This is a genomic window from Amycolatopsis sp. NPDC114478 (assembly GCF_055633805.1).
In genome coordinates this window covers 43,408-55,310 of the sequence record NZ_JBVKDO010000015.1, presented here as the reverse complement: position 1 = coordinate 55,310, position 11,903 = coordinate 43,408, and the positions used below count along the sequence as shown (strand labels likewise).

Annotated in this window: 10 protein-coding genes; 4 read left to right on the top strand and 6 right to left on the bottom strand. The window is 71.4% G+C overall.

The window, feature by feature from the left end:
* Window positions 1-5: 5 nt before the first annotated feature.
* Window positions 6-1,604 carry an ABC transporter substrate-binding protein gene (locus ACZ7OH_RS34260; RefSeq protein ID WP_470284636.1) on the bottom strand — a complete coding sequence of 533 codons (1,599 nt, stop codon included), beginning with the start codon at window positions 1,602-1,604 and terminating at the stop codon, window positions 6-8.
* A 142-nt stretch (window positions 1,605-1,746) separates the two neighbouring features.
* Here ACZ7OH_RS34260 and ACZ7OH_RS34255 point away from each other — a divergent pair, with 142 nt between their 5' ends.
* The 3 genes from ACZ7OH_RS34255 to ACZ7OH_RS34245 all read left to right on the top strand — a co-directional run bounded on the left by ACZ7OH_RS34255 (window position 1,747) and on the right by ACZ7OH_RS34245 (window position 5,860).
* Complete coding sequence (locus tag ACZ7OH_RS34255; protein WP_470284635.1) at window positions 1,747-2,487, top strand: FadR/GntR family transcriptional regulator; 741 nt, start codon at window positions 1,747-1,749, stop codon at window positions 2,485-2,487.
* A 98-nt stretch (window positions 2,488-2,585) separates the two neighbouring features.
* Entirely contained in the window at window positions 2,586-4,703 is a 2,118-nt protein-coding gene (locus tag ACZ7OH_RS34250) for a hypothetical protein (protein ID WP_470284634.1), read from the top strand.
* A gap of 5 nt (window positions 4,704-4,708) precedes the next feature.
* Window positions 4,709-5,860, top strand: a complete 1,152-nt coding sequence (locus ACZ7OH_RS34245; protein ID WP_470284633.1) for a S53 family peptidase — start codon at window positions 4,709-4,711, stop codon at window positions 5,858-5,860.
* 45 nt (window positions 5,861-5,905) lie between these two features.
* Here the strand turns inward: ACZ7OH_RS34245 and ACZ7OH_RS34240 are convergent, their stop codons facing one another.
* The 5 genes from ACZ7OH_RS34240 to ACZ7OH_RS34220 form a co-directional block, all read right to left on the bottom strand.
* Window positions 5,906-6,550 (bottom strand): response regulator transcription factor, encoded by a 645-nt coding sequence (locus tag ACZ7OH_RS34240; RefSeq protein WP_470284632.1) that lies wholly within the window; start codon window positions 6,548-6,550, stop codon window positions 5,906-5,908.
* 2 nt (window positions 6,551-6,552) lie between these two features.
* Window positions 6,553-6,942: a hypothetical protein gene (locus tag ACZ7OH_RS34235; protein ID WP_470284631.1), complete on the bottom strand. Its 390-nt coding sequence runs from the start codon at window positions 6,940-6,942 to the stop codon at window positions 6,553-6,555.
* A gap of 10 nt (window positions 6,943-6,952) precedes the next feature.
* On the bottom strand, window positions 6,953-8,161 hold the full coding sequence (locus ACZ7OH_RS34230) for a cytochrome P450 (RefSeq protein ID WP_470284630.1): 1,209 nt from the start codon (window positions 8,159-8,161) through the stop codon (window positions 6,953-6,955).
* Window positions 8,162-8,360: 199 nt separating this feature from the next.
* Window positions 8,361-9,752 carry an aspartate aminotransferase family protein gene (locus ACZ7OH_RS34225; protein WP_470284629.1) on the bottom strand — a complete coding sequence of 464 codons (1,392 nt, stop codon included), beginning with the start codon at window positions 9,750-9,752 and terminating at the stop codon, window positions 8,361-8,363.
* A 117-nt stretch (window positions 9,753-9,869) separates the two neighbouring features.
* The gene (locus ACZ7OH_RS34220) at window positions 9,870-10,364 is read right to left on the bottom strand and encodes an Lrp/AsnC family transcriptional regulator (protein WP_400893432.1); all 495 of its coding nucleotides are present in this window, start codon (window positions 10,362-10,364) and stop codon (window positions 9,870-9,872) included.
* Between the two features lie 170 nt (window positions 10,365-10,534).
* On the opposite strand from ACZ7OH_RS34220, the gene ACZ7OH_RS34215 reads away from it, so the two are divergent.
* The gene (locus tag ACZ7OH_RS34215; protein ID WP_470284628.1) at window positions 10,535-11,902 is read left to right on the top strand and encodes an APC family permease; all 1,368 of its coding nucleotides are present in this window, start codon (window positions 10,535-10,537) and stop codon (window positions 11,900-11,902) included.
* Window position 11,903 lies beyond the last annotated feature (1 nt).

Below are 11,903 nucleotides of genomic sequence, written 5' to 3'. Positions count from 1 at the left end.
TCCTCCTAGACCGGCTTGGCCTGGTTCAGGTAGATGCCCGGGTAGCCCTGGGCGTGCACGCCGGTGATCGCCTTCGGGTCCCAGGCCGTGCCGAGCTGGGTGAACACGACCGGGTAGATCACGGCCTGCTCGGAGATCCGGTCCAGCAGCTGCTTGTTGAGCCTCGTCCGCTTGGCCTCGTCCGGCTCGGCCGCGGCCTGGTCTTGCAGGGCGAGCAGCGCTTGGGCGTCGGCGCCGGTGAAGCGGGCGTACTTGCTCGTGAGGATGGACTTGGCGTCGTAGTAGTACCGGATCATCAGGTCGGGGTCGTTGCCGAACTGCAGCGGGTTGTTCGTCGTCGCGACGACCTGGAAGTCCGCGCCCGCGTCCAGCTTCGAGAACAGCGCCTTGGTGTCCTGGCTGTCCAAAGTGGTCTGGACGCCGATCGCGTCCCAACCCTCCTTGATCACCTTGACGCAGTCGGCGACCAGGGAGGTGTTCGTCGTCGACAGCGTGATCTTGAGGTTGCTCACGCCGGCCTGTTGCAGCAGTTGCTTGGCCTTCTCGGGGTTGTAGACGAAGTCCTGCGACGCCGGCTGCGACGACGGGAGCTTCGGGTTGATGAACGAGGTCCCCGGCGAGCCCGCGCCCTTGAGGCCGATGTCGATCATCTTCTGCTTGTCGATGGCGTAGTGCAGCGCCTGGCGCACCAGGTTCTTGTCGAACGGCGCGTGCGCGGTGTTGAAGAGCAGGAAGAGGTTGTTGCCGCCGTCGGCGAACTCGACCGTGCGGCCGGCCTTGCGCAGCTGGTCGGCGTTGGCGGCCGGGATGTTCTCGACGATCTGCGCGTCCGGCGTGGCGCCGGAGATCGCGGCGACGCGCGGTGCGGAGTCCACAATGGACTTCCACAGCATTTTGTCGTAGGCCGCCGGACGCGGGCCGTTGTAATCGGCGAACTTCTCGAAGCCGGTGTGCGACAGCGGCGCCTGCTCGACGACCTTGTACGGGCCGGAGCCGACGACCTTGCCGCCCTTGGCGTCGTCCCATTTGCCGTCGTAGACGTGCTTCGGCACGATCTTGCAGCACTGGATCCGCTGCAGCGCGTACGGGAAGGGGAACTTGAGGACGAACTCGACCGACCGGTCGCCGGTCTTGCGGACTTCCTGCAGCCAGTGCGAGAAGAAGCTGTGGATGAGCACGTTCTCCTTCTCGTCGAGCGCGCGGGCGTAGGTGAAGACGACGTCGTCCGCGGTGACGGGCTGCCCGTCGTGCCACTTGGCGCCGTCTCTCAGCTCGAACTTCAGGCTCGTTCCGCTGACGTCGGCGGGTAGCGCTTTCGCGAGGCCGGGGAAGGGGGCGCGGGTGATCGGGTCACCCTCCACGAGGGACTCGTAGCAGTGCAGGATCGCGGCCATCGAGAACGCGGACGCGGTCTGCAGCGGGTCCCACGTCTGGTTGTTGCCGTAGCCGATGACGGCGGTCAGCGAGCCCGCCGAGCTGCCGGTCTTGTTGGTGGACGCCGGCCCGCCGCACGCGGCGAGCACGGTCGGGAACGCCAAAGCCGCCCCGGCGAAGGTGGTGTAGCGCAGCAACTGGCGGCGGCTGAGCGACGGGCTCTGGGACATCGCTGTCTCCTGCGGGCCTCGAACGGTAGGACATGGGACGTCCTATGACCGGCGTGAGCCTAGGATGGCTTCGCCTGCCGGTCAACCCTTCTGGACGTATGACGTAGGATGTCCTCTCACGACGCACCCGGGGAGGACAGCAGTGGCCCGTCCGCAGCGCAGCGAAGAGATCACCAAGCGCATCATCGACCTGATCGTCGAGAGGGAGCTCCCGCCGGGGGCGCCCATGCCCACCGAGCTCAGCCTGATGGAGGACATCGGCGTCAGCCGCAACTCCATCCGCGAGGCGATCAAGGCCCTCCAGGCGCTCGGCATCGTCGAGATCCGCCACGGCTACGGCACGTTCGTCGGCTCCGCCGGCTCGGAGTCGCTGCAGACCTGGCTGCTCTTCCGCACCCGCGCCCGCGGCGCGACCGACGTCGGGCGCCTGCGCGACCTCCTGGAAGTGCGCGAGATGCTCGAGACCGAGCTGACCCGCCGGGTCGCCACCGACCACCGGCCCGGCCTGGTCGAGGAGCTGCAGGCCTGCGTCGCGCGGATGAAGCGCAAGGGCCCGGACGCGGCAGAGGCCGACCGCGAGTTCCACGACCTCATCTGCGCCGAAGCCGGCTTCGACCTCGCCCGCGAGCTCACCGGCCTCTTCTGGGACGTCTACCGGATCGCCGAAAGCGAGCTGGGCGGCCCCGCGTCGTCCCCGACGGCCACGGCGAAGCGGCACCAGGCCATCGTCGACGCGCTCCTGCTGCGCGACGCGGACGCCGCGGCCGAAGCCGTGCACCGGCACTTCGACGAGGTCCGCAAGCGCGCGAAAGCCGGGCCGTACGGCGGTTTCGGCGTCGCCCGGCCGGTTCCCGACGCACACTCGGAGACTGTGCGTCGTTGAGCCGTTCGAGGTAATTCGGGGAAGATCGAGAACCGGTCTCAACGCCCCGGGCGGCTGGCTCGTCGGTAGTGGTGATCAACCACCACCCGGAGGTGCCAGTGCGAAGAACTTTGTCCGTCCTGGGGGTCGTGCTCGCCGGGCTCGGGGGCATCGCTCCCCCGCAGGCCGGCGCCGCGGTGCCCGCGACGTCCGCCACCTTGATCACCGGCGAGCGCGTCAGCGTCCGGACCACCGCCGACGGCCGGTCCCTGTTCGACGTCCGGCCGGCCGCCGGGAAGGGCATGGCGCGGGCGCTGGTGCACCTGCGGCTCGGCGCTCGCGACTACGAGCTCCCCGGCACCGCGCTCCCCTACCTCGGGCGCGGGCTGGACCTCGGTCTGTTCGACGTCGGCGCCCTGCTGGCCGGCGCACCGCTGCCCGCCGACCCGGCGACGTTCGGGCCCGCACTGGCGAAGCAGTTCAAAGAAGACAACGCGCGCGGGCACTTCGGCGGGCAGGGGCTCTTCGCCGGCGGCGCCCGGTTCGCGCTCCCCGGGGCGCGCCCGGCCGTTCAGCCGCGGTCGGTGATGCGCACGGTGTCGCTCGACGCCACCGACATCGCCGGCCACCCGGCCGACACCGGTGTCGCATTCCTCTACAACACCGACGACGGGAACCTGCTCGACCCGAACGAGAGCGTCAACTACTTCGCGAGCGGCACGGCGAAGTTCAGCGCCCCGGACGGGAACTACAGCGCGCTCGGCCTGTTCTGGACGGCCGACGCCGACGGCAACCCGACGGAGGTGCGGTTCAGCGCGCAGCCGGAGTTCGCGGTCAAGGCGGACAAGACCGTCCGCGTCGACGCTTCCCGCGCGTCGAGCAAGCTGACGTGGGTGACGCCGCGGCCGGCGCTGCTCGACGACACCGGGTTCCTGTTCCGCCGGGCGGCCAAGACGGGGCCGGCGCTGCTCGTCGACTTCGACGCCGGGCCCGGCGTGCCGATCGCGGTGTCGCCGACGGCCGTCCCGGTGAAGACGGGCGCGCTGCAGACGTACCCGTACAGCAGGCTGCTGTCCCCGCCCGGACCGGGCACGCCGTACGAATACGTGCTGCAGAAGGCGAGCACCCGCACGATTCCGCGGCAGCGGTACGTGATCACGGCGAAGGACGTCGCCGCGGTCGACTCGACGTACTTCAGCGAGTACTCGTCGCTGGGGTTGCGCCAGCGCAGCGGGATGTTCTCGTTCGAAGACGTCGGCGGCCGGGTCTCGCACCCGATCCAGCTGCCGCGCAAGCAGGTCGAGTACGTCTCGGCGGCACCGGACCTGCGGTGGTTCGGCGGGTTCTCGAAGTACGTCCTGCCCGGGCCGTTCCCCGGCTGGGCCGGCGGCCAGTACGAGCCGTTCCACGCCTACCGGGGCGGCACCTCGGTCACCGAGGAGTGGAACAAGTTCCCGCTGCACCCGGCGGGCGAGGTCGCGCTGCTGCCGATGGACGACGGCAGCGCCCCGGTCGCGCCGGCCGCGACGAGGGCCGGGGACCTGCTGCGGCTGTCGCTCACGCCGTTCAGCGACAACCAGCCGGGGCACACCGGGTTCGGCTTCTACGGCGAAGCCCGGGACACCGTCACCGGGCACTACACGCTGACGCAGGACGGCGCCACGGTCGCCGAGGGCACCCCGGCCGGGATCACCGAGCTCACGCTGGAGCAGCCGGTGGCACCTGGGCCGTCGACCCTGGGGCTGACGGTCGACGCCGGGCGCACCGGGCCGATGTACCGCCAGAGCACCGCGACCCACACCGAGTGGACGTGGAAGTCGCAGCACGTCGAGGGCGCGCAGCTCCCGGCGGCGCTCGTCTGCGTACGTCAACGAGGCGGAGTCGACCGGTCGTGCGCCGTCGAGCCGATGCTGACCCTCGGGTACGCCGTCGGCGGGCTGCGTCCGGACGGCTCCACGGTGTCCGGGCCGCAGAGCCTCGACCTCACGGTCGGGCACCTGCAGCAGAGCGCGCCCTCGCCCGTCACCGGCGCGACGGTCCAGTACTCGACCGACGGCACGACCTGGCTCGACGCGCCGGTCACCGCCCGCGGCGGCGGCGTCTTCCACGCGGACTTCACCGCGGTCACCGACGCCTTCCGCGGCGCGGACGTCTCGCTGCGCGTGACGGCGGCCGACGCGGCCGCGGCCACCGTGACCGAGTCGATCACCGCCGCCTACCACGTCTACCCGGTCTGAGGGGAATGTCCACTGTGAACAGAAGATGGATCGGCCTGCTGGCCGCGGTGGTGGCGGTGGCCGGGTTCGCTCCGCCCGCGACGGGCGCGACGGCACCTCGCGCGGCGTGTCCCGACCCGGGACCGGGCCTGCTGCGCTGCCTCACGACGTACTCGCCGGGCGCGGTGCGCGCCTTGGCCGACGCCCCGGCCGGCTGGGGAGCCAGCGACCTGGCGTCGGCGTACGGGCTCCCGGCCACACCGGGCCCGGAAACGGTCGTCGGCATCTCGATCGCCTACGACGCCCCGAACCTGGAAGCCGACCTGGCGGCGTACCGGGCGCAGTACGGCCTCCCGCCGTGCACGACGGCCAACGGCTGCTTCCGCAAGGTGAACCAGCAGGGTCTTTCCGCGCCGCTGCCCGAGGCGTCCTTCGGCTGGGCACTGGAGTCCACTTTGGACGTCTCGATGGTGTCGGCGGCGTGCCCGTCGTGCCGGCTGCTGGTAGTCGAAGGGAACACGCCGGGGTTCGCCGACCTGGCGGCGACGGAGGACACGGCGGTCCGCCTGGGCGCTTCGGTGGTGTCGAACAGCTACGGCGCCCGTGAAGGCGGCGCGCCGCTGGCGTTCGCGAGCCACTACCGGCACCCGGGCGTCGCGGTGGTGGCGTCGTCGGGCGACGCGGGCTTCACGGCAGCGAGCTACCCGGCGGTCCTGGCGACGACGATCGCGGTCGGCGGGACGTCTCTGGCCCGCGGCCCCTCGTCGCCGCGCGGCTGGACGGAAACGGCGTGGCAGTACGGCGGGAGCGGCTGCTCGGCGTACATCGCGAAGCCGTCGTGGCAGCGGGACAGCCACTGCGGCAAGCGCACGGTGGCGGACCTCGCCGCGGCGGCGGAGGACATCGCGATCCGCTACACGGACGCGGGCGGCTGGCTCCCGGTCGACGGCACGAGCGCGTCGGCGCCGTTCATCGCGGGGCTGATCGCCCGGTCGGGGCACGTCCCGGCGCCGTCGGACGTGTATGCGAAGGCGTCGTCGTTCACGGACGTCACGGCGGGAAACAACGACCCGTCGGGTGGCGGCAAGAAGTGCGGCGGGGACTACCTGTGCGTCGCGGGCCCGGGCTACGACGCGCCGACGGGAGTGGGGGTGCCGAACGGCCTGACGGGCTTCTGACGGGCGGTGGTGAGTGGGAAACAGGGTTCTGACCCTGTTTCCCACTCACGACCCCGGGCGGCACAGACCCCGTTCGTACGCCAGCAACCCCGCCTCGGTCCGGTGCGCGCACCCCAGCTTCCGCACCACCTGGCCGACCAGCCCCCGCACCTCCGGCTCGCCCACGCCGAGCCGCGTCGCGATCTCCGCGTTCGACAGAGCCGAGCCGATGCCGATCAGCACCTCCCGCTCGCGCGCGGAGAGCCGGTCGACGCCCGCGAGCCGCTCGTCGCGCGGGCCCGACAACCGGATCGCCGCCGAGACCAGCCGGCGGGAGGCGTCCGGGGAGAGCACCACGTGACCGTCCGCGGCCAGGCGGACCACCTTGATCAGCTCGTTGCGCCGGGCCGAGCGCAGCACGTACCCCGACGCGCCGTCACGCAGGGCGCGCAGGATGCCCGCGTCGGAGTCGAACGTCACCAGTGCCAGCACCGCCGGACGGCGGAACACCGGCCCCAGCGGCCCGAGCCGCAGGTCCAGCAGCACCACGTCCGGCAGCCGGCGGCGCAACGTCGTGCGGGCCGCGGCCGCGTCCGGGACCGAGCCGACCAGCTCGATGCCGTCCGCGTCGCCGAGCAGGGCGCCCAGCCGGGTGCGCACCGCCGGGTCGCGGTCGGCCACCAGGACCCGGACCGGCGGCGGGGGCAGCACCGTCAGTCCTTGGGCCGCAGGCGGATCAGCGGCAGGTCGGTGCGTGACGCGCCCACCAGGTCACGCCCGCCCGGGCCTCGCAGGCGCAGCTCGCGGAACCGCACCGAAGACAGCTGCGCCGCTTCGATCGGGTACACGTCGCCGTAGCGCTTGATCTTGTCGACCAGTTCCTTGCCGAGCAGCTCGACCAGCCCGGCGTGCCGCGTCGAGCCGCCGCCGAGGGGCACGTCGAGCTGCTTGCGGACTTCGGGGAACCGCTGGTCCAGCTCGACCGCCAGCTGGTGGATGGTCACGTAGGCCGGCCCGAACTCCGGCGCGTCCGGTCCCGGCGGGATCTCCTTCAGCACCTTGATGAGCTTGTCGTCCATCCCGAGCTTGTCCCACAGCGTCACCGCCGCAGGTCTACCAGAGGACCGGCACGCGGTCCACTCCCCCGGTGACCCGGTTGGCGCGGATCTCCAGCTCGTCCACCGGCACCGCGAGCCGCAGCCCGGGGAACCGGCGGAACAGCGAGCCGAACACCACGCGCAGCTCCGTGCGGGCCAGGCTCGCGCCGATGCAGAACCAGCCGCCGTAAGCGAAGGAGACGTGCGAGTTCGGCTTGCGCGCGGGATCGAACTCCCCGGCGTGCGGGAACACGGCCGGGTCCCGGTTCGCGGCCGCCAGGGCCAGGACGACCGCGTCGCCGCGGGCGACCGTCACGCCGCCGAGCTCGACGTCGTCGTGCGCGTACCGCAGGACGCCGAGCCCGCTCGGTGCGGACAGCCGCAGGATCTCCTCGACCACGCCGTGCACCTGCCCGTCGGGGTCGGCGACGAGGGCGTCGCGCCGCGCGAGGTCGCTGAGCAGGAGGAGGACGCCGAGGTCGATCCGGTTCGAAGTGGTCTCGTGGCCGGCGAACAGCAGACCGGCGGCGAGGCGGGCGAGGTCGTCGTCGGTGAAGGCGGGATCCTCGGCCTGGGCCCGGACCATGTCCGAGACGACGTCCTGGCCGGGGTCGCGCCGCTTGGCCGCCGCGAGCCGGCCCATGTAGGCGGCGAACTCGTCGAGGGCGGCGTCGGCGCCGGAGCCGATGTCCATCCGCCCCATCCGCTCGGACAGCACGCGGAAGGTGTCGCGGTCCTCGTAGGGGACGCCGAGCAGCTCGCAGATGACGAGGACGGGCAGCGGGAAGGAGAGGTGTTCGTGCAGGTCGACGGGCTCGTCCGCACGCTGGGCGCGCTCCATCGCGGCGAAGCAGCCGTCGGCGAGCTCCTGCACGTGGCCGGTGAGCCGCCGGATCCGGTTGGCGGAGAAGGCGGGCACGAGCATCCGCCGCATCCGCGCGTGCTCGACGTGCTCGGTTTCGTGGTCGCCTTGCGGCCGGCTGAGAATGGCGGCGTCCGACAGCGCCGACGCCTGTTCGGGCGCGGGGTGCGAGCGGCCGAAGCGCGCATCGGTGAAGACGGCGCGCACCTCGTCGAACCCGGTGACGAGCCAGGCCGGATCCCCGGTAGGCGTGGTCACCGGCACAACCGGCCCCTGCCGGCGCAGCACCTCGAAGAGCGGAGCGATTTCCAGGACGTTCGGCCGCTCGAAAGGCAGGCGCGGGCTGTCCGTGGTCGCGGTCATCGGGTCTCCTCCCCGGGCGCGGCCGGAGGAGGCGAAAGCGGGCGGCCGGTCACCGGCCGCACCCCCCGGTCCCCCTGCGGTCCACGGTACTCAGAAACCCGGGCAAGAGCGGGGAACGCGCGATTCCCGCCCTTTCGGGCCAACGCCGCGGAACTGTCGGTGCCCTCGGCTAGCGTGGATACCGGGCCGGAGGCCCGCCCTACAGCATTTTCCACGCCCGAGTAAGCGTGTCCCGCAGAATCTGCTCCATCTCGTCGAACTCCGCTTGGCCGCAGATCAACGGCGGCGACAGCTGCACCACCGGCTCGGCGCGGTCGTCGGCCCGGCAGTACAGCCCCGCCTCGAACAGCGCCTCCGACAGGAACCCGCGCAGCACCCGCTCCGACTCCGCGGCGCTGAACGTCTCCTTGGTCGCCTTGTCCTTCACCAGTTCGATGCCGTAGAAGAACCCGGCCCCGCGGACGTCCCCGACGATCGGCAGGTCGGTCAGCTTGTCCAAAGTGGACCGGAACGCATCCTCCGAAGACAGCACGTGCTCGTACAACCCTTCGCGCGCCATCAAGTCCAGGTTCGCCAACGCCACCGCGCACGACACCGGGTGCCCGCCGTACGTCGAGCCGTGCATGAACGTGGTCGCACCACGGGTGAACGGCTCCATCAACCGCTCCGAAGCCAGCACCGCCCCCAGCGGCGCGTACCCGGACGTCAGGCCCTTCGCCGTCGTGATGATGTCCGGCTGGTACCCGTAGCGCTTCGCGGCGAAGTCGTACCCCACCCGGCCGAACGCGCAGATCACCTCGTCGGACACCAGCAGGACGTCGTGCTTGTCGCAGATCTCGCGCACTCGCTCGAAGTACCCCGGCGGCGGCACGAAACAGCCGCCCGTGTTCTGCACCGGCTCGAGGAACACCGCCGCGACCGTGTCCGCGCCCTCGAACTCGATGGCCTGCTCGATCTGGTCGGCGGCCCAGCGCCCGTAGGCGGCGTAGTCGTCGGCGTGCTCGGGTGCGCGGTAGAAGTTCGTGTTCGGGACGCGCAGGGTGCTCGGCACCAGCGGCTCGAAGTCGGCTTTCGCGCCCGGGATGCCGGTGATCGACAGCGCGCCTTGCGACGTCCCGTGGTAGGCCAGCGCGCGGCTGATGACCTTGTGCTTCGTCGGTTTCCCGACCAGCTTGAAGTACTGCTTGGCCAGCTTCCACGCCGTCTCGACGGATTCGCCGCCGCTCACGGTGAAGAACACCCGGTTCAGGTCGCCCGGGGCAGCGGACGCCAGCCGGGACGCCAGTTCGATCGCCGTCGGGTGCGCGTGGCCCCACAGCGGGAAGTACGCGAGCTGCTTCGTCTGCCGCGCGGCGGCTTCGGCGAGTTCCTCGCGGCCGTGGCCGACCTGGACCGCGAACAGGCCGGCGAGCCCGTCCAGGTAGCGCTTCCCGCGGGCGTCCCAGATGTACGGGCCTTCGCCCCGCACGATCACCGGGACGTCGGTCTCGTCGTAGGCGGAGTGGCGGGTGAAGTGCATCCACAGGTTGCTGCGGGCCGCCCGGGCGAGGCCGGCGGCGTCGACGGAGGCGAGGTCGGCGGTAGTGGTCATGTCTCGGTTATCGCACGCCCGAAGCCACCGAGGCAAGCGATTCAGTCGTCCAGCCGAACTTGGCCGACTAATTCAAGGTCATTTACCGCATCGCACCTTCGGATTTAGTCGTCACCCTCAGCGAGAGCCCCACTGGTAGGTCTGTTTCCGCAGCTTGAGGTACACCATCGCCTCCGCGTGCCGGACGCCCGGCAGCGCGCGGATCCGCGTCGAAATCAGCTGCAGCAGCGCCTCGTCGTCCGCGCAGACGGCCTCGCACAGCAGGTCGTAGCGCCCGGCGCAGAGGATCACGTACGCGATTTCGTCCATTTCGGCCAGTGCGTCGCCGACCGGCTCGAGGGGCCCGTCGACGGTGATCGCGATCATCGCCTGCCGGAACAGCCCGACCTGCAAGGGATCCGAGACGGCGACGATCTGGATGACACCGGAGTCGGACAGCCGCTGCACCCGCTGCCGCACGGCGGCCTCGGACAGGCCGACCGCCTTGCCGATCGTCGCGTACGCGCGCCGGCCGTCCTCCTGGAGCTGCGCGATGATCTGCCGCGAGATGTCGTCGAGCACGGGCGGCGCGGGCCGGCTCGGGGTGTCCTGGCTGCTCACGCCCCGGATCATCCCCGACGCGGGCGACACAGGGCAATCCCGGCACGCCGTCACAACGCGTGACTAAATCCGAAGGCCCGCGCGCAGCCCGACGACGATTTCGGTCGTCTTTGTGGCGTTGACAACACCGAATCGGTGCTGTTCCATCCGTCGCACCTTGCCCCAGGCCGGAGGGAACGCCCATGCCCCGCACTCCCGCCCCGCCCGACGTCGCCGCGCCCGCCGAAGCGAAGAAGACCCTGACGCGCTCGATCGGCGTCGGCGGCGGCACCCTGCTCACGCTCAGCTGCGTGACGCCGGCGTCGTCGCTGTTCGTCCTCGTGCCCCCGCTGTTCGCCGACCTCGGCACCGGCACGGCGCTCGCCATCGCCCTCGCGGTGCTGCTCTGCGTCGGGATCGCCTTCTGCTACTCGGAACTCGGCACGCTGGTGCCGAGCGCGGGCGGCGAATACGCGATGGTGACGACGGTGGCGAACCGCTTCGCCGGCTGGCTGACGTTCATGCTGTCGTTCATCGTCATCCTCGTCGTCCCGCCGATCATCGCGATCGGCGTGGCCGACTACGTCGCCGCTGTGGCCGACATCAACCCGTCGGTCGCCGGCGCGCTCGTGATGCTCGCGTCCACCGTGATGGGCCTGCTGAACCTGCGCTCCAACGCCTGGATCACCGGGATCTTCCTGGTGATCGAGGTCGTCGCGATCTTCGCCGTGTCACTGCTCGGGTTCACGCACGCGACGCAGAGCCCGGCCGTGCTGCTGAAGCCGACCCTCGGGACGAACCCGATCGGGCTGATCGCCGTCGTCAGCGGGCTCGCCGTCGCGTTGTTCGTCGTGCAGGGCTTCAGCACCGCCGTCTACCTCGCCGAGGAGATGCGGGAGCCGCGCAAGACCGTCGCCCGCACGGTGTTCTGGACGCTCGGGATCAGCGCGCTGGTCATCCTCGTCCCGGTCGTCGCGGTGACGCTCGCCGTGCCGGACGCCGCCGCGCTCGCCGGCGTCGACCTCACCGCACTGGTCACGGGCTGGAGCAATTCCGCCGTCGGCGCCGCGATCAGCCTGTGCATCGCCGCGGCGATCGTGAACGCGGTGATCGTCATGGTCATCCAGAACTCGCGCGTGCTCTACGCCTCCGCGCGCGACCAGGCGCGGCCGACGCCGGTGAACCGCGCGATGAGCGTGGTGAGCGACCGGTTCGGCGCGCCGTGGGTGGCGACGCTCGTGGTCGGGCTGTCCGAAGCCGTCCTGTGCTTCGTGCCGGTGGACACGCTCAGCGGCGTCACCGGGGTCGCCGTCGTCGCGCTCTACCTGAGCGTCGCGGCCGCCACGCTGCGCGGCCGCCGGGCCGCGCACCGGAAGCCGCACGTCTGGCGGATGCCGGCCTGGCCGGTGGTGCCCCTGCTCGCCGTCGGCGCGCTCGCCTACGTCCTGGTCGAACAGAGCGCGCTCGACCTCGGGATCACCGCCGGCGTGCTGCTGGTGTCGGCGCTGTACTGGTGGGGCTACCTGCGCCGCCGTCCCGAACGGTGGGTCGTGACGGTCCCGCAGGAGTAGC